Annotated in this window: 16 protein-coding genes and 1 pseudogene; 10 read left to right on the top strand and 7 right to left on the bottom strand. The window is 70.7% G+C overall.

Translation table 11 applies throughout. The annotated features are described in order from the left end of the window. Nucleotides 1–775: 775 nt before the first annotated feature. Nucleotides 776–1678, bottom strand: coding sequence for a hypothetical protein (locus tag QOZ89_RS13445; protein WP_131803902.1), 903 nt, complete (start codon nt 1676–1678; stop codon nt 776–778). A gap of 577 nt (nt 1679–2255) precedes the next feature. Here QOZ89_RS13445 and QOZ89_RS13440 point away from each other — a divergent pair. After that, entirely contained in the window at nt 2256–2651 is a 396-nt protein-coding gene (locus QOZ89_RS13440; protein ID WP_071048258.1) for a replication initiator, read from the top strand. Nucleotides 2652–2813: 162 nt separating this feature from the next. On the opposite strand, the pseudogene QOZ89_RS47325 reads toward QOZ89_RS13440, so the two are convergent. Next, a pseudogene (locus tag QOZ89_RS47325) lies at nt 2814–3575 on the bottom strand (recombinase family protein); the annotation flags it as partial. Between the two features lie 133 nt (nt 3576–3708). Beyond that, complete coding sequence (locus tag QOZ89_RS13430) at nt 3709–4149, bottom strand: nitroreductase/quinone reductase family protein (RefSeq protein ID WP_071048256.1); 441 nt, start codon at nt 4147–4149, stop codon at nt 3709–3711. 122 nt (nt 4150–4271) lie between these two features. Between QOZ89_RS13430 and QOZ89_RS13425 the strand changes: the two genes are divergently transcribed. Next, nucleotides 4272–4652 (top strand): MarR family winged helix-turn-helix transcriptional regulator, encoded by a 381-nt coding sequence (locus QOZ89_RS13425; protein ID WP_083418462.1) that lies wholly within the window; start codon nt 4272–4274, stop codon nt 4650–4652. 271 nt (nt 4653–4923) lie between these two features. Here QOZ89_RS13425 and QOZ89_RS13420 read toward each other — a convergent pair whose 3' ends face one another. Continuing rightward, entirely contained in the window at nt 4924–5910 is a 987-nt protein-coding gene (locus QOZ89_RS13420; protein WP_071048254.1) for an asparaginase, read from the bottom strand. A gap of 457 nt (nt 5911–6367) precedes the next feature. On the opposite strand from QOZ89_RS13420, the gene QOZ89_RS13415 reads away from it, so the two are divergent. Next, entirely contained in the window at nt 6368–7198 is an 831-nt protein-coding gene (locus tag QOZ89_RS13415) for an SAM-dependent methyltransferase (protein ID WP_071048253.1), read from the top strand. Between the two features lie 72 nt (nt 7199–7270). On the opposite strand, the gene QOZ89_RS13410 is transcribed toward QOZ89_RS13415, so the two are convergent. Further along, nucleotides 7271–7588, bottom strand: a complete 318-nt coding sequence (locus QOZ89_RS13410; RefSeq protein ID WP_349308009.1) for an alpha/beta hydrolase — start codon at nt 7586–7588, stop codon at nt 7271–7273. Between QOZ89_RS13410 and QOZ89_RS13405 the strand changes: the two genes are divergently transcribed. Then, nucleotides 7587–8426 (top strand): MerR family transcriptional regulator, encoded by an 840-nt coding sequence (locus QOZ89_RS13405; protein WP_071048251.1) that lies wholly within the window; start codon nt 7587–7589, stop codon nt 8424–8426. The genes QOZ89_RS13410 and QOZ89_RS13405 overlap by 2 nt on opposite strands. A 96-nt stretch (nt 8427–8522) precedes the next feature. Then, nucleotides 8523–8849 carry a VOC family protein gene (locus QOZ89_RS13400; protein ID WP_071048250.1) on the top strand — a complete coding sequence of 109 codons (327 nt, stop codon included), beginning with the start codon at nt 8523–8525 and terminating at the stop codon, nt 8847–8849. A 108-nt stretch (nt 8850–8957) separates the two neighbouring features. Here QOZ89_RS13400 and QOZ89_RS13395 read toward each other — a convergent pair whose 3' ends face one another. Beyond that, the gene (locus tag QOZ89_RS13395; protein ID WP_312623929.1) at nt 8958–10202 is read right to left on the bottom strand and encodes a lipase family protein; all 1245 of its coding nucleotides are present in this window, start codon (nt 10200–10202) and stop codon (nt 8958–8960) included. A 308-nt stretch (nt 10203–10510) separates the two neighbouring features. On the opposite strand from QOZ89_RS13395, the gene QOZ89_RS13390 reads away from it, so the two are divergent. The 4 genes from QOZ89_RS13390 to QOZ89_RS13375 all read left to right on the top strand — a co-directional run bounded on the left by QOZ89_RS13390 (nt 10511) and on the right by QOZ89_RS13375 (nt 17003). Continuing rightward, complete coding sequence (locus QOZ89_RS13390; protein WP_071048248.1) at nt 10511–11125, top strand: PadR family transcriptional regulator; 615 nt, start codon at nt 10511–10513, stop codon at nt 11123–11125. Continuing rightward, nucleotides 11122–11850 carry an ABC transporter ATP-binding protein gene (locus QOZ89_RS13385; RefSeq protein ID WP_071048247.1) on the top strand — a complete coding sequence of 243 codons (729 nt, stop codon included), beginning with the start codon at nt 11122–11124 and terminating at the stop codon, nt 11848–11850. Before QOZ89_RS13390 ends, QOZ89_RS13385 begins: the two co-directional genes overlap by 4 nt. Next, nucleotides 11847–14354 (top strand): FtsX-like permease family protein, encoded by a 2508-nt coding sequence (locus QOZ89_RS13380; protein ID WP_312623928.1) that lies wholly within the window; start codon nt 11847–11849, stop codon nt 14352–14354. Before QOZ89_RS13385 ends, QOZ89_RS13380 begins: the two co-directional genes overlap by 4 nt. Before the next feature lie 330 nt (nt 14355–14684). Beyond that, nucleotides 14685–17003: a putative bifunctional diguanylate cyclase/phosphodiesterase gene (locus QOZ89_RS13375; protein WP_312623927.1), complete on the top strand. Its 2319-nt coding sequence runs from the start codon at nt 14685–14687 to the stop codon at nt 17001–17003. Here the strand turns inward: QOZ89_RS13375 and QOZ89_RS13370 are convergent. Next, nucleotides 16961–17128: a citrate/2-methylcitrate synthase gene (locus QOZ89_RS13370; RefSeq protein ID WP_491677130.1), complete on the bottom strand. Its 168-nt coding sequence runs from the start codon at nt 17126–17128 to the stop codon at nt 16961–16963. The genes QOZ89_RS13375 and QOZ89_RS13370 overlap by 43 nt on opposite strands. Before the next feature lie 180 nt (nt 17129–17308). On the opposite strand from QOZ89_RS13370, the gene QOZ89_RS13365 reads away from it, so the two are divergent. Next, the gene (locus tag QOZ89_RS13365; RefSeq protein ID WP_312623741.1) at nt 17309–19036 is read left to right on the top strand and encodes an IS1634 family transposase; all 1728 of its coding nucleotides are present in this window, start codon (nt 17309–17311) and stop codon (nt 19034–19036) included. Nucleotides 19037–19080: the final 44 nt, after the last annotated feature.

Raw genomic sequence — 19080 nt, 5'->3', positions numbered from 1 at the left:
AGAAGCGAGCATTTACCGGCCGGGCGAATATCGGCATGCATGCGCTCTCCTGGTTTCACATGAAACATTTCCCCCGTTCTCTGGCGACGCTTTCCGTGCCGTGCGACATAGGGTTACCTGGCCGCGCGGTGTTTCTTTCTTCACGCGCTAATAGCGGCCCGCGTATTTCCGGCGTCGCCCGTGTAAATGTCTGGGGGCGTTGTCTTCGGCCCTCCCATTTTTCCTCCCCCATCCCCCGCAGGTGCCGCACGTAGCGGCATGGTGGCGGTGTCAAGGGTCGCCCGAAGGGTGGTCGGCGAAGCCGACGGGCGTAGCCCGCCCTTGATGCCGTCACCAGGCCGTTAGATCATCGGCACAGCCGGGGAATGGGCAACCCACTGCCACCCGCCGCGCGACGCGACGGCACTCCCGCTGGCCGTGGCCGGTCGCGTTGGTGCTGACGGAGTCCGCGGTGCGGTCTCGGACGACGGGGGCCAGGCCGTCAACCCGTGACGTCAGGGTCCGTGTGCCGGGTGAGCCGCGTCGCCGGGGGCGGAAGTTTGGGCGGGGGCGGAGGGATGGACGCCCCCGCCCGTGTCGTGCCCGCCGTAGTAGTACTCACCGGAGTGTCGCTGAATATCAGCGGAGCCTCGCCCGCTGGAGTAGCTGCAGCGGCGATGGCGAGCGGCAACGCGACGAGTACGTTGCTCCATTCGTAGAGGCCATCGACGGGTCGGCCGTAGTGGAACGCGCCGAATGGGGCGGTCGGACACTCCTTCCGTTTCGGCGAGGCGTGTCAGGCGGTGATGAACTCGAAGGGCACCTGCAAGGTGGATGCCGGGTCGGGGCGCAGGACCCCGTGGTCGAGGGTGTGGGGCGTGCCGCGTTCGTTGAGGTCCTTGGCCTTCGCGTCGACGTCGACCACAGCGATGCGGATGGTCCAGGCACCGGGGCCGAGCTGCTCGTAGGCGTCGCCGACCCGGCCCGGTCCGGTCGGTTCGACGAGTTCGAGGCGGGTGCTGCGCGGAGTACTGAACGGCATTACGGCGCGACGGTGACCGTCCTCATTGGCGACTGAGCTGGGTGTCCAGCGTAGGTTGCGATCGAGCGCGGCGAGGGTCGTGTCCAGGTTCTTCACCAGGTACTCCCGAGCCACCATCCGCACCATGGTTTCGGGCTGGACGCCCGGTGGGATGTCGGCCGGCGCCTGGAAGGTGTCGTCGGGGAGGCCGAGGTGGCCGCTCTTGGTTGCCTCTATGAACAGGCCGGCGTCCGCGGTTGGATCGTAGGTCCGCGAGGCGGGGTGGCCGCCAAGGTAGAACCGGTCGCGGGCGTCGGGTGGGTGGTACCCGACGGCGACGCCGATGCCCTCAAGATGGTCGGCGAGTTCGGCCATCTGCTCGTCGGTCATGGCGAGTTCGGTGGCGTGCCACTTGATTGCCCGGTCGCCTTGGTGTTCTGAGACCTCGCGGGCGGGAAAGACGGGGGCGCCGCCCGGAAGACCCTCAATGGTGCCGGGCGCTACCAATTCCAGGAAGGTCGGGGCAACGGCGTACTTCGGGTGGACGCGGCAGAACACAGCGTCGATGCCAGGGCCGCTGCGATACGACCTCGGGCGCGGCTCGGGGATGCCGATCGCGCGGCGCAATGTCTCGACGCCAGCGTGAATGTCGTCGATCAGGATGCTGACAGTCGTCATCAGCTGATACATCCGAAGCAACTCCCAGATACTAAGAGGGAGATTATCTTACAGATCGAGACAAGACCGGTCCAGCGTTGTGACGAGGTCGATGGCAGCATCCCATCCGAGGCTGCTCGTCTCCGCTTCGGAGGCGGCCCGGCGTTCGTCCACGTCCGGGGACGGCGGGCCACGATCAGTGTCGAGGGCAAGGGCTACCCGAGCCGCAGCTAAGCCGACCCGGCGCGCGCCGGCGAGACCGAGCCGACAGCGCCCAGTACCCAGGCGGGCCACTGGTTCGCGCAGGCAGAGCAGCGCGAACAGGCGGCTTGCTCGGCGAGCCGTTCGAAGAGGAACTCGGCGACGAGCTCTCGCCGCTGCCGGCCAGAGAACCCGACCGCGCGCCCCGCCGAAGCACGCAACGCCGTACGGCCAGCGTGGCGGCTCATTTCGCCTTGGCGACGGGCCGCCGCTCCGACGCGCGCGGGCGGGTGGCAGCCCGACACGTCCGGGGGTGCCGAGCGAAGCGAGGCGGGGCCCCCGTGGCGTGGCGGGCTGACGGGCCCAAAGAAAGCTCAAGATAACGACGGCGGAGCGCATGACGGCGATGGAGCAGACCTGCTGGCGCCTCGGCAACGACCGAGCCTTCGCGGAAGCGCTCGATGTGGCGGCGGGCCGTGTCCCGGGGCGGACGGTCGGGCTTATCCGCTGGTCCCACGCCTATGGCTTTGCAGGCCACTGGCTGACGAAATCGCGCCGGTACAGCACGACGTTTCGGGAGTTGCGCGGGGTGCGGCGGCGCTGGTCCCGGCTGCTGGCGGCGGCCCTGTCCGGCCGCCCCCTGGGCCTGGACGGCGACGGCGGCCCGGTCGTGCTCGATGAGTTCGGCCGTCCGGACGGGGACCCGGACACGGTGGTCGTCGGGCAGTGGCGCTATGTCGGTCGGGGTCGTGATCCGGCTGCGGTGGCGGACTCGTCGGGGGCGGGGCCGTGACGCGGCGGCGCGGGTCGGGGCCGTTGACCGGGGAGATCGCGCTGCCCTTCGACGACCACGACGACGCGGCCGGCGGCGCGGACCTGGCGGGGCAGGTGGCCGCCGAGACGGTGAGCACCGAAGGTCCCTCGCCCCATCCGGGCCCTGCTCGGCGTACCAGCCAGCCAGCCGCGGATTCCGCAACATCATCCGAACCGACGTCATCGACCACAGCGACGGCGCATGGTCGTGATGCGTCTTACCGGGGCCGGGAATCCCACGGCTGTTGAGATCGGCGCAGATCTTCCCGGTGGCCTCGCCAGCGGCCAGGCGGCGCGCGATCTCGCGCACGATCCTGGCCCGGTCGTCGTCGACCACCCACGTGACCACGATCTTGCGGCCGTTCGGGGACAGGTCCACCGTCCGGCGCCACCCATACGGCGGCCCCCCGCCCGACCACTCGTGCGCGCCGCGCTTGCGGGCGTGCCACCGGTACATCCGGTCACTGATCTGCTCGGACTCGTTGACGGCGTCGGTGGCCTTGTCGCGGTAGGCCACCCGCCCCGCCGTGGTCGACAGGTCGTAGGCGGTGGACCCGCCCGACACGTCGATCGCCACCACCGACCCGCCCGCCTGCCGCATCAACTTCGAGAACGCGGCCACGGCGGTCTCCTCCCGGTTCAACCGGGACGCTTCCACCACCAGCACCATCGGCACGTCCGCGCTGTCGCGGATGTCGGCGATCATCCGCTCATAGTCCGGGCGGACCACATCGTCACGGCTCGCCGTGATCCCGTTGTCGCAATACCACTCCGCGATCGTCACGCCGTGGGTCGCCGCCCACAGTAAGATCAGTTCCCGCTGGGCCTCGACGCCTAGGGCCTCCCCGGTCTGGTCGATCGACCGACGCAGGTAGGCGACATACCGTGACCGGCGGTGCGCCATGGGATCAAACCTACGGCCCGACCTGGACCGACCGGAAGACTGCACCATGTGTGACATGGGTACAGATCCGCCGGTCAAGCTCGTAGCGCGGTGACGCGGTGGTGCGGCTGGACCGGCCTTGGCTTCCCCGCGGTCAGGCTCGGGGTGTGGAGCGGGTGATACGGAAGGTCGGGTGGTCCGCCGGATCGGGCAGGGCACGGAACGAAGCGCCAACGGTGGGCATCCGGCCGTAGCTCGCGAGGTAGGCGTCGATCAGTGGCGGCCGGGCCGACACGGGGACGTCGGTGACCTCGATGTCCTCGGTTCGGCCCTCGTGGTCGAGCCGGCCGTGACCAGTGGCAGCCAGGTTCAGCGACCAGTCGGTCTGACCGCGGGCGGCGATGAGGTAGCGCTCGCCGTCGTGGTGCAGGACGGCGACGGGGACCCGTCGCGTGCGGCCGCTCTGCCGGCCGACCACCGAAAGCTGCCAGACGACGTCGGGGCGGAAACGGGCCGCCATCCGGTTGCCCACGACGCGGGCGAACCACGGCGGCTTCAGGTAGCGGCGGGACGTGTCGGCGGGGTGTGTGCTCATGACGACAACCGTAGACATCGAATGTTTCGATGTCAAAGCATTAGGCATCGAAGTATGAGTATGCTGTCCGCGTGCCTCCCACCCGCTCTCCGATCGGCCTCCACCTGGCACGGACGGCACGGGTGGTCAGCCGCGCGTTCGACGAGGCGCTGGCGGCTGGCGGCGGGTCCATGCCAGTCTGGCTGGTGCTGCTCAACCTCAAGACGGGCGGCGCCCTGGCCAACCAGCGCGAGCTGGCCCGGGCCGTGGGCATCCGGGAGGCGACGCTCACCCACCACCTCAATGCCATCGAGGGTCAGGGCCTGATCGTCCGGCGGCGCGACCCGGCGAATCGGCGGATTCAGAATGTCGAGCTCACCGCGGCGGGGGAGGAGGCATTTCTGCGGCTACGCAAGATCGTCGTCGACTTCGACCGCCGTCTCCGCGACGGCTTCGCCGACCAGGAGATCGTCGACCTCGAGCGGCAGCTCGACCGCCTCGTGAACAACGTCGCCGGCGCCTGACTGGGCCGGTCCAACGACAGTGGATGCACTGCTGGCGTTTCTTGCTGCTGGCCAAATGAAAAACCTCGAGGGCGAACCCGATGACCGTCGCGTAGGCGCCGAAGATTCCGCCAGGTCACGGGTCTCCCCATGATCTGGTGGGATGTCCGGGGTTCTGTCGTCCACAACTCCACCAGATCACGCGCTGACACCAACCCGTCCCGTGGCGCGCGTTCTTCTGTCGTCTCGCGGGGCCGGCCGAGGCCAACCCTGTTCACCAACGGTCTGTGGTCTACCGACGGGAGATGGGTGCATCGACCGCGGCGCGGAGGTCCGCCGACCAGCCGAGCTCGCCGACCTGTTCGCCGCCGCCGGTGACCGGGACCGCGCGCCATCGCGCGACGGCCTGGCCTTGGCTACGCCAGTAACTCAGCGCGGCGCTGAGCAGTGGCCCCAGCCCGCGTGCCGCGCCGTCGTCGAGCTTGGCGGCGAACGACCGACCGTCAGGCAGCGAAGCGGCGATTACTGCCTCAGCACCGTCCTTGGCGAGCAGACCCGGCACGTCGGCGACGAGGTGCGTGATGGGCCGGCGAGTTCCCCCGATGTGTGTGGGGTGTTCCTTCATCGCCGAGGACACGAGCGCGGCGGATCCGTCCACGGCCCGACTCAGGCCAGCGAAGGAGCTTGCCAGCCCGATGAGACTGATCGCGTGCGCGGGCGCGCCACATCCGTCGACCGCGGTCGCGGCGACCGGCTGACCGGCGTACCGCGCGACCGCCTCTCGGATGAGAACCTGCAGGGGATGCGTCGGCAGCCGGTAGGTGCTCGTGTCCCATCCGGCCGCGCGACACGTCGCGAGCATCGCCGCGTGCTTGCCCGAGCAGTTGTGGCAGATCCGCGCCGGCTCGCCGCGCTCCCTGATCCACTGGAGGCGTGCCTCCTCACTGCCGGGCCATGCCGGCGGGCAGCGCAGCGCCTCCTCGTCGAGGCCCGCGGACGCCAGGATCGCTCGGACCGTCTGACGGTGCACGGGCTCGCCGTCATGGCTGGCGGCGGCGAGGGCCAACTGTTCGCGCCGTCCCGGAAATCCGACGTCGACCATGGCGGCCGCCTGCAGAGGCTTGAGACACGAGCGGGCGAAGATGGGGCGGTCTGGCATGCCGAAGGAGACCTCGACCGCGCCGCCGGCGTCGAGGAGGACCAGCGAGCCCCGATGCCAGGACTCGACGGTCCCCGACCGCGTCGCGGTGAGCAGGACCGGATTCGCGGCGTTACCCATGCTCGTGCCGCCTACTCATCCGGGCGGACCCATGAATATCGGCACTCGTTGTGCCCGCGACGCTCAACACCGCCATCAGCCCGATTCTGTCCACGGATCCGGTGCCCGCGCGTTTCCATGTTGCCGGAAACACTGATGTCGACAGAGCACCTCGCCGCTACGGAAGCGGGTGCCGCGAGACCTGCCGCCGTCGCGGGTTCGGGTGGTGTCCAGCACCGATCGGAGGCCTTGCGGCGGGAGGCTGAGGGCCTCGGGCGCTCGATTACTGGTAGTAACCATGACCCGGCGGCATACCCGGGATGCGAGGGCGTCCCTGGCTCCGATGGTCGCTCAACGGGGTGGGTCCGTGTCAGGGCGAAATGCCGATGGTGTAGGAATTGTGCTGATCCATTGACCATGGGTGCTTGATCACACTGTGGGTCGCTCGGCGGCCGGGACTCGACGAGGAGGGACGTGGATGTCCAACCAGCAGCAGGAGCCCGGGGCCGCCGCTACGCAGGCGGAGCCAGCCGAGATCGACGTGACCAGGCCGAGCATCGCCCGGGTGTATGACGCCGTCCTCGGCGGCAAGGACAACTTCGAGGTCGACCGGGCCATCGCCGACGAGGCGCTGCGGATCGTGCCGGAGATCGGTGACGTCGGCCGGTACAACCGGGCGGTCCTCCGCCGGGGCGTCACCTTCCTGACCAGGGAAGCCGGGATCCGCCAGTTCATCGACCTCGGCTCGGGCCTGCCGACCGTCGAGAACACGCATCAGGTGGCCCAGCGCCAGACACCGGGCGCCCAGGTCGTGTACGTCGACAACGACCCGATCGTGCTCGCGCACGGGCGTGCTCTGCTGGCCGAGAACGACAACACGAGCGTGGTCACCGCCGACCTGCGCGATCCGGCCGACGTTCTCGCCCGCCCCGAGATTTCCAAGCACATCGACCTGTCCCAGCCGGTGGGTGTGCTCCTCATCGGCGTCATCCACCATCTTGGCGACGACGAGGACCCCAACGGGATCGTGGCCGCCTACCTGGACGCCATTCCGTCGGGCAGCTATCTCTTCCTGACCCATTTCTGCGCGTCGAGCCCGGACGCCGTGGCGCTTGAGGACGCCATGCTCCGGGATCTCGGCACCGGGCGGTTCCGCACCCTGGATGAAATAGCTGGGTACTTCAGCGGGCTGGAACTGCTGGATCCAGGCGTCGTCTACCTGCCCGAATGGCGGCCGGACGAGCCGGTGAGCCCCCCGCTGACAGTGGGGCAGCGTCTCATGGCTGGCGGAATCGGCCGCAAGCCGTAGCCGCGGCTGTCCTCGATGCCGGGCGATGCCCTCGGCGGCAGCCGGGCCGCGGCGTCGGGACGCTGGTGATCGTCAGGACGCTGGTGATGCCGCGAGGCACCGTGACAGGAACTGGCCGGCCCGGTCGAGTGCCTCGTCGGCCTCCTCCAGCGCCCCCGCGAAGTTCTGGAACACGTGCGGTACGCCCGGCCAGATCTCCAGCGTGACGTCGACGTCGTGGGCGCCGGCCTGACCGGCGAGGCGCACCGCGTCGTCGAGCAGGATCTCATGTGCCCCCACCTGCACCAGCAGGGGCGGCAGCCCGGAGAGGTCGGCGAACACCGGCGTTCCCTGCCGTCCGCCCGGGTGGTGTTGACTCTCCCGTTGCCGGAGGGTCGAAGCTCGACCCATGTTCGAACCGGACCCCGTCGTGTCGATCGGTGAGTTCTCCCGGCTCACCTACCTGAGCGTCAAGACGCTGCGGCATTATCACGACGTCGGCCTGCTGGAGCCAGCCGCGATCGACCCGTCGACCGGCTACCGGCGCTACTCGCTGGACCAGGTCCCGCGGGCGCATCTGATCCGCCGGCTGCGGGATCTGGACATGCCGGTGCCGGAGGTGCGCGCGGTTCTGCGGGCGCCCGACGACGTTGCGCGCGACGCGACCATCCGGTCCCACCTGGAGCGGATGGAGGCGGAGCTCGCCAGAACACGGGGCGTCGTCGCCTCGCTGCGCGAGCTGCTCTCGTCCGCGCCGTCCGCGCCGCTGGCTGTGACGTTCCTGGACGTGCCGGTCCAGCCGGTCTTCGCCGTGCGTGCGACCGTGGCGGCCCTCGACGCTGGTGGCTGGTACGCGGACGCGCGGCTGCTGCTGGACTCCGCGCTCGCCCACGTCGACGCGCGCGCGGCCGGGCCACATGGGGCGACCTGGGCCCACGAGTACTTCGAGGACGAGCGCGGCGAGGTCGTCGCGTTCGTGCCGGTCCCGCGCGGTGCGGCGCCTCGCGCGCGGGATGTCGCCGCGGGCGTCGAGAGCATCGAACTGGCCGGCGGACGGTTCGCTGTCGCCGAGCACCTCGGCGGGTTCGACGACTTCGACCGCACGTACGGCGCGCTCGGCAGCCATGTCGTCCGCCACGCGGCCGGCCTCCCGGACGCGATCCGCGAGGTCTACCGCGTCGGGCCGGACGGCGACGACCCTTCCGTCGCTCGTACCGACGTCTACTGGCCCGTCCGGGCCACCGCCTGAGAACGGCTTCGCCTGGTCGCGCCCCTCTGGAACAAGGCCGAGGCGCCCGCCTGACCGACCCACCGATCTGACCGACCCAACCGAAAGGAACCTCCGATGTCTCTCGCCATGGCCAGCGTGGTCGTCGACAGCACCGACACGCTCGCGCTCGCGCGGTTCTGGTCCGACCTGCTCGGCGCGCCGATCGCCGACGGCGCCACCGCCGACTGGGCGACCGTCACGAGCACGCCCCCGCTATCCTTCGCGCTCGTCCCGGACAAGAACCCCGGTAAGAACGTGCTGCACGTCGACCTGGCGGCCACCGACCCGGCCGTCGAGGTCGACCGGGCGGTCGGCCTCGGCGCGAAGCGGGTCGCCGACCACGACGGCTGGACGACCCTGGCCGACCCGGAGGGCAACCTGTTCGACATCGCCGGCCCCTGACCCCCCTCGTCGGCGGATGAGCATCCGGCCGCGGCCGGGGCGGCAGACGCGTCGGCAGCTGCCGCCCCGGCCTCGGCCTCGGCGTGACGGATGGGGCTTGCGGGCTCGTCATCGTCGGGTGAGGTCCCGCAGGAGCCGCAGGGAACCGAGGACGGGGATCGGGAGACGGGCGGCGAGCGGCCAGGCCCTCGACAGCGGCAGGTGCCTCATCGACGGCAGCGGGACAACTGTCGGAAGGTGTCCTCGAGAAAGATCGGAGATGTTTTCCATCCGGTCGTCGCCATACTCGCTGCGATGGTTGGCGCAGGCTTCGATGTAGTTCTGCGGGAAGTGATCGGAGATCGTATAGGGCAGCAGCCCGTTGAAAATGGGGATCTGTTCCATGGGGAACGCGAGGAAGGCCCCGCCGAGGCCAAGAATGCTGGCCATCGGGCGGATTGGCCGGGCGCTTTCCGTCCACTTGCCGTTGTAGCGGTACTCGGCGCCGAAATGGGCGAAGGGGCCGAGATCGGCGGCCGGCACCCGGGGTACCGGATCCTGCCGGTAGATGTAGCGGAGCACCGGCGCCCGGTACTGGGGCGGCACGGCTTCGTAGCCCTCGTCGATCCCGGCCGGGCCGATCATGGGCTGGCCGAAGGTGTAGACGGCCCGCAGCGCCGTGCCGAGCTCGTCCTGGTACGCGGGGTCGGTCATGAGCATCAGGCCCATGATCGCGGCCATGGCCCCGCCGAGGCTGTGGCCCGTGACGTAGAGCGCCGGCCTTTCGCGGGCGGGGAGCCGCGCCGGCCGGGGTGAAGCCTTGCCTGCGTCTTCCAGGGGCCGCCTCGCCATCGCGAACTGAAGTGTCCGCAGGACCTCGGACCTGGTCGACCGCAGGTTCCGGTAGAAGCCGCCGTGCACGGGGTAGGCGCGGTGACCACCGAGATCGACCAGGCTGGGCTCGCGCGAGTGGATCTCCATGTCGGTGAGCCAGTTCATCAGGCTCGACGGGTCGGTGCCGCGGTACACGAGGATGACGACGTCCCTTTTCTCGCTCTGCACGACGAAGACCGTCGAGCGGATGAGCATGGCGTCGTTTCGCTCGGTGATGATGCGGCACCTGTTGCGGGGCAGGCCCATCCGCACCAGCATGGCGGACAGCGCGTTGATGCCCCGCAGCTCGTCGGGGTCGCGCTGGGTGGACTCGACCTCCCCGTACGCGTACCCGGAACAGACCGCCAGAACATGGCGGACCACGTCGTCCGGCTGGTCGTCGCACGTGAGCCCGGCCAGGCGCCGTTCCAGACCCCGATATACGGGGAATCCCTTGTTCTTCGTGTCGTACTTATATGGCCGAATATCATCGTAACTCAATACCTGGGCATTACTTACCAGCATTTTTCGGCCCTCGCGTTCCGCCCTCGTTTTCCGCGGCCAGCCTTGTCGGCCCCAGTTTCGTGGGCAGTTCCGCGACGCGCCGGACGCCGACCGGGCCACGCCCTCGGTGTCGGCCATCCGATGCCAGCTGGCTGGCTGGTGCGCGGGCTGGTGCGCGGGCGGGTGCGGCGATCTCGATGCCTGGCCGCCGCCCCGCGCTCATCGGTCACGGCACTGGTCGGGGGTTGCGGACGGTCGCCATATACCGGGTATGATACCGGGTATACCCCGAAGGGATGGTGCCCATGAGCGTGCGACATGCCCTGCTGGCCCTGCTGAGCGAGGGGCCGAAGTACGGGCTCCAGCTGCGCCAGGAGTTCGAGGCGCGCACCGGTGAGATCTGGCCGCTCAACGTCGGCCAGGTCTATACGACCGTGGCACGCCTCGATCGGGACGGCCTGGTCGCGTCCGACGACGGCGAGGAGCCGGGGCCGCAGAAGGCCTACCGGATCACGCCGGAGGGCGGCGAGGAGCTGGCCGCCTGGCTGCGGACACCGCCCGCCGCCGAGGCTCCGCCCCGCGACGAGCTGGTCATCAAGATCCTAGTGGCGGCGCGGCTGCCCGGCGTCGACGTCGCCCAGATCATCCAGGCGCACCGGCGCCACCTGGTCGAGACGATGAGCCGGTTCACCCGGTTGAAGCAGGACGCCGCCGAGGACGACCTCGGCCTGCTCCTCGTCGCGGACGCCGAGATCTTCCGGCTGGAGGCCTTCGTCCGGTGGCTGGACTCCGCGGACGCGCGCCTGCGCCACCACACACCGGTGGCCGTTCCCCCGGCCGTCCCTTCGACGGCCGCGAACCACACCGCCGCGTCGGCCGCGCCGGCGCGGCGCGGCACGGGCGCGAGGGCGGCCCGATGACGACCACCATCCTCGAGCTGCGCGGCGTGACGAAGGTGTACGGCTCGGGCGCGACCGAGGTGCACGCGCTGACCGACATCGACCTGACCGTCCGGGCCGGCGAGATGGTCGCCGTGATGGGGCCGAGCGGTTCCGGCAAGTCCACCCTGCTCACCATCGCGGGAAGCCTGGAGCAGCCGACCAGCGGCGAGGTCCTGGTCGAGGGCACCTCGATTGCCGGCATGCCGGCGGGCGACCGGGCCCGGATGCGACGCCGCCACATCGGCTACGTCTTCCAGGACTACAACCTGCTCCCCGGGCTCACCGCCACGGAGAACATCGCGCTGCCGCTGGAGCTGGACGGGGTGCGGGCCAGGAAGGCGTCCGCGGCCGCGCGGCGGGTCCTGACCGACCTGGATCTCGCCGACCGGGCCGGCAGCTTCCCCGACGAGCTGTCGGGCGGGCAGCGCCAGCGGGTCGCGATCGCCCGCGCGCTCGTCGGCGAGCGCCGGCTGCTGCTGGCGGACGAGCCCAGCGGCGCGCTGGACACCCAGACCGGCGAGGCCGTCATGCGGCTGCTGCGCAGGGCGTGCAAGGCGGGAGTGGCCGCGGTGCTGGCCACCCACGACGCCCAGCTCGCCGCGTGGGCCGACCGGGTCGTGTTCGTCCGCGACGGCGTGATGGTGGACGAGTCCGGGCCGGCGGCCGGCCCGGAGTCGCTGCTCACCGCGGACGCACCCCGATGAGCGTGCAGGCGCCACCGCGCCCGCCCGCCCCGGCCCCTGCTCCCGGCCCCGGTCCAGCACCGGACGGCCCGGCCAGGCGTGGCCCGGCCGGAGGAGGGTTCCCGGCCCGGCGGGCGATGGTGCGGTGGGCGTGGCGGATGCTGCGCCGCGAGTGGCGCTCCCAGGTGCTGGTGACGCTCCTGCTCCTGCTCACGGTGTCCGTCGCCGTGTTCGGAGGCACCGCCCTCTACAACGCCCCGCCGTCGTCCGACCCGGTCCTGGGCACGGCCGACAGCGTGTACGTCCTGAGCGCGCGGAACAATCCCCAGGCGGTCGCCGCGGACATCGCCACCCTGCGTGCCCGGTTCGGGGTGGTCGACGTCGTCGGTCACACCGCACGGACCGCTCCGGGACTCGCGCTCCCGGTCGACTACCGCGCGCAGGTGCCGCGCGGCACGTATACCGCTCAGCTCCTCGGCCTCGTCCGTGGCCGCTACCCGTCCGGGCCCGGCGAGGCGGCCATCACCGCGGGGATGGCCGAACTGCTCGACCTGCGGCTCGGTGGCAGCGTCGGGCTGGACGGGCACCCGCGGACGATCGTCGGCATCGTCGAGAACCCCAGCGACCTGAAGGACGCCTTCGTTCTGGTGGCACCCTCGACCGGCCCGCCGCCGAGCACGGCGTCGGTGTTCGTCGGGGCCGATGTGCGCCACACCGACGACCAGCGCCTCTCGACGTCGACGCAGCGCCTCGGCCAGGGGCCCGACAACCAGCGTCTCGTGATCGTCACGCTGATCCTCGCCGGGGCGACGATCCTGCTGCTCCTGGTCGCGTTCGTTGCCGCCGCCGGGTTCGGCGCCCTTGCCCACCGCCGGCTGCGCCAGCTCGGCATGCTCGCCGCCGTCGGCGCGACGGCCCGGCACATCCGACTGGTGATGATCGCCACCGGTCTGCTGATCGGCCTGGTCGGAGCGGTCGCCGGCACCGTCGCCGGGCTCGCTCTCTGGCCGCTGGCGACGGGCTGGCTGACGTCGGCCACAGGACACCGGGTGGACCGGCTCAACATCCCGTGGTTCCTGGTCGGTGCCGTCGCGGTGCTGGCGGTGGCGATGTCGGCCGCGGCGGCGTGGTGGCCGGCCCGGACGGTGTCCCGGCTCCCGGTCACGCTCGCGCTCGCGGGCCGCCCGCCCGCGCCGCGGTCCACCCGGCGACCGGCGGCGCTCGCCGCGGTCCTCCTCGCCGTGGGGCTCGGCTGCCTCGCCGCGGGGGAGAAGGACAGCCCGGCGCTGACGGTCGGGGGCACGCTGGCCACGGCGCTGGCGATTCCGTTCGCGGCGCCGTTCGCGATCAGGCTGCTCGGGTGGCTCGGCGCCCGCGCCCCTATCGCGGTCCGGCTGGCCCTGCGCGACCTGGCACGCCACCAGGCGCGCGCCGGGGCGGCCCTGGCCGCGATCAGCCTGGCGCTCGGCGTCCCCGTGGCCATCGTCATCGTGGCGACGGACATCCAGGCGACCCCGACGACCGGCAACCTGAGTGACCGTCAGCTGATCGTCCGTATCGCCCGGCCCGGTGACCCGCCCTCGCTCATCCCCATCCGGACCGAGCAACAACTGCGGGACCTGTCGACGGCGGTCGGCCGGATGACGACCGGGCTGCCAGGCCCGACCGTCCTCCCGCTGGACATGGCGTACGACCCCGCCGCGCCGGCCGAGGCCGGGGTGGCGAGCGGCGAGCCCGTCCGGCACGCCCAGGAGTTCGGCATCCCGAGGAGCGAGAACGTCTCCGAGGCAGTGGTGGTCTATGTCGCCACGCCGGAGCTGCTGCGGCTGCTCGGCGCCGACCCGGCAAGGATCCCGGCGTCCACCGAGGTGGTCACCAGCCGCGCCGGCCACCTGGTCCTGTTCAAGGCGGCCGACCGCACCCAGACAGATCCGTCCATCACGCGGATCCGTGGCAGCGGCTACACCTCGCTCCCGGACACGCTGCTCACCGCCGGCGCGGTGCGCCGGTGGGGACTCACGCCCGTGCGCGCCGGCTGGCTGGTCGAGTCCGCCCAGCCTTTCGCAGCGGACCAGCTCGCCGCGGCCCGTCGCATCGCCGCCGAGGCCGGGCTGACCATCGAGGCCCGGGACGGGCAGGGGGCTGTCGGGACGGTCCGGGCCGGTTCCACGGCCGGCGGGCTGCTCGTCGCGCTCACCGTGCTGGCGATGGCTGTCGGCCTCATCCGGGGCGAGGGCGCCGCCGACCTGCGGACCCTGACGGCCACCGGCGCGACCGCCGGGATCCGGCGCACCCTGACGGCGGCGACGGCCGGCGGCCTCGCCCTGCTCGGGGTGCTGCTGGGAACGGCCGGCGCCGGGCTCGGCCTGCTGGCGGTGTACCGGCACGACCTCGCGGTGTTCGGCCGCATACCGACGATCTACCCGCTGCTGTTCCTGATCGGGGTGCCTTTGGCGGCCGCGGTCGGCGGGTGGCTGGTCGCCGGGAAGGAGCCGGTGGACATCGCGCGCCGCCGAGGGGACTGACGGCGCGCCGGCCGGGCGGCCGGCCGGAACCCCGCCGGCTGGGCGTCCGCGCTGGTCACGCGGTTGAGCCGATTTCAGCGGACTCCGCATGGGCAGACTCCGCGTGAGCCGGCTGTATCGGAACGTGAGCACTCTGACGCGGTCGGCTGGGGGGTGCTACATGTGCAGGCGAAGCACGCCATGACGACCGGCAGTCGCTCGGCGCCACGCTACGTGGCGTCGGTGGGTTTGGCCTACCTGGTTGTCGTGGCTGTATGCACGATAGTTCTTCCGTCGCGTCCAGGAGCGGCGGTCGGCAGCTGTGCGACCGCCGCCGTAAGCCTGGCGACGGTGGTCTGCCTGGCGTGGACCGCGCGGCGTGCCCGCGGGCCTGACCGGCGCTGGCGGCTGCTCATCGAACTGGCGATGGTCCCGTTGGCCGTCGCGCTGGTCTGGCACGTCGGCTGGGCCTTTGGGCACGGATCGGCGCTCGCGACGCGCATGTCCGGGTCGGCTCAGGCTTTCCTGCTGATCGTCGCGCTGGCCTTGGCGGGTGTGCTGACCTTTCCCACCGACCCGCTCGACGCCGCGGATCGTCGCGTCGGCGCCGGCCGAGCCGGACATCGCTGGTATGCGATCACCACGCTGGACTGCGTGGTGGTCGTCGGCTCCGTCGTCCTGCTCGTGTGGTCGATCTTGTTGGAGCCAATGGTCCGGGCGCGACACGTCGATACCGTTTGGTTGCTGTCCGCCGTCGGGTCGGCCGCGAGTTTCTTGATCCTGGTGGCTGGCATCCTGCTCCTGGCGACGTTCCGGCGGCCTCGGTCGGGGCTCGCGCTCGCGCTGCTGGGCGCCGGTCTGAGCGCGATGCTGTCGTATACGGCGGTCTATCTGATCGCGATCGTCGAGCGTGTCCGCGGCATCTCGCCGATCCTGGAGGTCCTCGCTGTCGCGGGCTGGTTGTCGATCCTCCTGGCCTGCCTGGTCCCGATGCCGAGTTCCGCGGCGCCCACCCGGCGCCGGGGTCCGCGGACCCTGTGGGTGCAGGCCGCGTTGCCCTATCTGGCGCTCGGCGTGGTCGGCGGGCTCTCGGTCAGCCAGCTGATCGCCGGCGGCGCCGTCGGCCATGTCGAGACATTTGGCCTGCTCGGCCTGTTGTTGGTGGTCCTGGTCCGGCAGATGATGATGCTGGGCGAGAACACCCGGCTGCTGGTGTCGGTTCGGGCGAGCCGGCAGGAGCTGCACCACCAGGCTTTCCACGATCCTCTCACCGGGCTGGCCAACCGGGCGCTGTTCGCCGACGAGCTGGCGCACGCGCTCGCGTTCCGGGACGGCCGGCCGTTCGCGCTCGTGTTCTGCGATCTGGACGACTTCAAACGGGTCAACGACACACTCGGCCACGCCGTCGGCGACGAACTGCTCCGGATCACCGCTGGACGGCTTCGCGACACTGTCCGGTCCAGCGACACGGTCGCCCGACTTGGCGGTGACGAGTTCGCCCTGCTCCTCGAGGGCGGCCACGACGACCCGGAGACGGTGTGCCGCCGGCTGGCCGCGACGATCCGGGCTCCCTGCCTGCTGGCGGGCCGTTCCCGGCCGGTCGGTGCCAGCCTCGGCCTCGTCCTGGCCGACCCGGCTCGTCATCCGGTGGCCGACTCCCTGCTTCGGGACGCGGACCTGGCCATGTACGCGGCGAAGCGCCAGGGCAAGGGTGGTCTGGTCGTCTACCACCCGGACCTGTCCACGCCCGAATCGGCCCCGCAGATCCGCGCCCACCTGGACCAGGCGCTGCGCGGCGACGATCCCGACAGCGTCCTCGATGTCCGCTACCGGCCGGTGGTCGATCTCCGTACCTGGCGGACGGCCGCCCTCGAGGCCACGCCGTGCTGGAGCCGCCCGCGGACGGGGGAGCTCGTGTCCGAGCAGGTGCACCGGCTCGCGGACGAGGCCGGGCTGACCATGCCCCTGCTCGACCTCGTCCTGCGACAGGCCTGCCAGGACCTGGCGGCGCGGGGACCGCGACGTTACTGGGCGCCGACCTTCGTCACCATCCCGATGAACCGCGACCTGGAACAGACATCCGTCGCCGGCATCGCGGACCTTCTCGTCGACCTCGACCTGCCCCCGCGGGCGATCATCCTGACGCTCACCGGCACCTGCGGCTTCCCGGACCCGGCCGGCGCGGCCCCCGTCCTGCGGCACCTCGCCGCCCGCGGCGTCCGGCTGGCTCTCGACGGAGTCGGCGGTGACACGAGCACGCTCGCCGCCTGGCACGTCCTGCCCGTCCAGATCATCAGGCTCGACCGCTGTCTCACCCGCGTCGGCGACGCGTCTGGCCGTGAGCGGGTCGGTCACGAGCGGGCCGACCTGGTCCGCGACGCCGTCCTCGCCGCCGCGGCCCGGCTCGACCTCACCGTGATCGCCACCAGCCTCGACAACCCGGCCCAGGCACGTGAACTGGCCGCCGCCGGCTGCCAGCTCGGCAGCGGCTCCCTCTACGGCTCACCCTGCCCCATGGACCAGATACCTGGCGCCATGCCGCCCGCCGACGTGGGCGACCCGGGCACGAGAACCCGGCGACCATCGGCGTCCACGCCGGCTTCCACCTCAGCACCGGCCCACAAGCGTCAGCCGGCGGGCACGGGCCGCGGTGGTGGCGGCCCCACGTAGCGCGCCGCGGGGCGGATTATCTTGCCGTCCATCGCCTGTTCGAGGATGTTCGCGCTCCAGCCGACGGCCCGCGCGGCGGCGAACGTCGGCGTGAACATCTCGCGTGGCGGCCCGCACAGCTCCATTGACCCGGCGGGCTGCCCTGGCGCGGCGTTTAGCCCGAACTTGCGAGTGCTCGAAGATCGCTACGCGCACAGCCTGGCACTTTGGCCTGTGTTGTCCGAAGTGTAGTCAGTAGGTTGCTTGATCGGGATCTTGCTGGATGGGATCATCGACTCGTGGCGAGGCAAACGGGTGCTATGCACGTGGACCGGATTGTCAGTCGGCAGACGAACGCGGCCGGCGAGCCGCGGGAGTACGTGTCGCATCTGGTGCGGCGTACCTTCCGGGAAGACGGAAAGGTCAAGAACGAGACCATTGCGAACGTCTCGCACCTTCCGCCGGCGGCCATCGACGTGCTCAGGAAAGCGCTCGCGGGCCGGACGCTGGTCGATGTCGAGAAAGATGTCGAGATCGCTCGGTCTCTTCAGCACGGCAATGTCGCCGCGGTCATGACGGTCGCCCGGCAGCTCGGCCTGCCGGCACTGCTGGGGCCGGCTGGGCGACAGCGGGATATCGCCCTAGCGCTGATTGTCGCCCGGATTATCCAGCCCGGTTCGAAGCTCGCCACCAGATCCTGGTGGTCCGACAACACGCTCGGCGCGGACCTGGGGATAGACACGGCGTCGACCGACGAGATCTATGCCGCCATGGACTGGCTGCTACACCGGCAGGACGACATCGAAAGGCAACTCGTGGGCCGGCATCTCGTCGACGGCGGCCAGGTTCTTTTCGACCTGTCGTCGTCCTGGATGGAAGGGCACTGCTGCCCGCTGGCGTCCCATGGCTATTCCCGTGACGGCCGTCGCGGGCTCGAGCAGATCGAGTACGGAGTCCTCACGGACGCCGACGGCCGGCCTGTCGCGATACGCGTCTTCCCCGGTAACACCGGCGACCCGTCCGCGTTCATCGAAGCCGTGCACGCCGTCCAGAAAACGTTCCACCTGAAGAGTGTGATCATGGTCGGCGATCGAGGGATGATCACGTCGGCGCGTATCAGGGCGCTCCGCGAGTCCGACGACCTGGGATGGATCACCGCCCTGCGCGCGCCCCAGATCGCCCAGCTCGCGGCCGTGGACGGCCCGCTGCAGCCGACCCTGTTCGACGAGACCAACCTCGCCGAGATCCGCCACCCGAAATTTCCCGGAGAGCGGCTGATCGCCTGCCGGAACCCTTTCCTGGCAGCCGAGCGTGCCCGCAAGCGTGACGAACTGCTCGATGCCACCGAAAAGGCGCTCGCCCCAGTCGTCGCCGCCGTCACGGAAGGCCGGATCGTCGGCGCCGCGGACATCGGCATGAAGATCGGGAAGATTGTCCACAGGCGGAAGATGGCGAAGCACCTCGAGATCACGATCACGGACGCCGATGTCACCATCGCCCGGCGGGAGGAGAGCATCGCCGCCGAGGCGGCGCTCGACGGCATCTACGTCGTCCGCGCCGAGGAGAAACACGCGAGCGGAATGCGCGGAGACGAGATCGTCACCGCGTACAAGAACCTCTCCCAGGTCGAACGAGTCTTCCGTACGATCAAGACGACCGACCTTCAGGTGCGACCGATCTACCACTACCTGGAAAACCGGGTCCGCGCACATCTCTTGATCTGCTCCCTCGCTGCCTACATCACCTGGCACCTGAGGAAACGGCTCGCCCCCCTCACCTTCACGGACGAGGAGCCGCCAGGCCGCACCGACCCGGTCGCGCCCGCTCTCCGTTCCGAGGCCGCCAACCGGAAATCCACACGCAAGGAACAGCCCGACGGAACGCCTCTTTACAGCTTCCAGGGCCTCCTCGCGCACCTGGCCACCCTGACCCGCGACGAGATCCGCATCAGCGGCGGCGGCAGCCTTCAGCTACTCACGAACGCCACCGAAACCCAGAGAAAGGTCTTCCAGCTAATCGGCGCGCCTATCTCCAAGACCGTTGGTAGTCAGTAAGACGATCAATGGCTGCCGCGAACCCGCAAGTCACGAGCCCGCAG

Source organism: Pseudofrankia coriaricola (assembly GCF_032027725.1).
GTDB lineage: Bacteria > Actinomycetota > Actinomycetes > Frankiales > Frankiaceae > Pseudofrankia.
This window is presented reverse-complemented; position numbering and strand designations above follow the sequence as displayed.

Excerpts from the sequence above, each read along its gene's own strand:
- QOZ89_RS13445 (WP_131803902.1), bottom strand. The coding sequence starts at position 1,678 with ATGACGACTGTCAGCATCCTGATCGACGACATTCACGCTGGCGTCGAG.
- QOZ89_RS13440 (WP_071048258.1), top strand. The coding sequence starts at position 2,256 with ATGACGGCGATGGAGCAGACCTGCTGGCGCCTCGGCAACGACCGAGCC.
- QOZ89_RS13430 (WP_071048256.1), bottom strand. The coding sequence starts at position 4,149 with ATGAGCACACACCCCGCCGACACGTCCCGCCGCTACCTGAAGCCGCCG.
- QOZ89_RS13420 (WP_071048254.1), bottom strand. The coding sequence starts at position 5,910 with ATGGGTAACGCCGCGAATCCGGTCCTGCTCACCGCGACGCGGTCGGGG.
- QOZ89_RS13415 (WP_071048253.1), top strand. The coding sequence starts at position 6,368 with ATGTCCAACCAGCAGCAGGAGCCCGGGGCCGCCGCTACGCAGGCGGAG.
- QOZ89_RS13405 (WP_071048251.1), top strand. The coding sequence starts at position 7,587 with ATGTTCGAACCGGACCCCGTCGTGTCGATCGGTGAGTTCTCCCGGCTC.
- QOZ89_RS13410 (WP_349308009.1), bottom strand. The coding sequence starts at position 7,588 with ATGGGTCGAGCTTCGACCCTCCGGCAACGGGAGAGTCAACACCACCCG.
- QOZ89_RS13400 (WP_071048250.1), top strand. The coding sequence starts at position 8,523 with ATGTCTCTCGCCATGGCCAGCGTGGTCGTCGACAGCACCGACACGCTC.
- QOZ89_RS13390 (WP_071048248.1), top strand. The coding sequence starts at position 10,511 with ATGAGCGTGCGACATGCCCTGCTGGCCCTGCTGAGCGAGGGGCCGAAG.
- QOZ89_RS13385 (WP_071048247.1), top strand. The coding sequence starts at position 11,122 with ATGACGACCACCATCCTCGAGCTGCGCGGCGTGACGAAGGTGTACGGC.
- QOZ89_RS13380 (WP_312623928.1), top strand. The coding sequence starts at position 11,847 with ATGAGCGTGCAGGCGCCACCGCGCCCGCCCGCCCCGGCCCCTGCTCCC.
- QOZ89_RS13370 (WP_491677130.1), bottom strand. The coding sequence starts at position 17,128 with ATGGAGCTGTGCGGGCCGCCACGCGAGATGTTCACGCCGACGTTCGCC.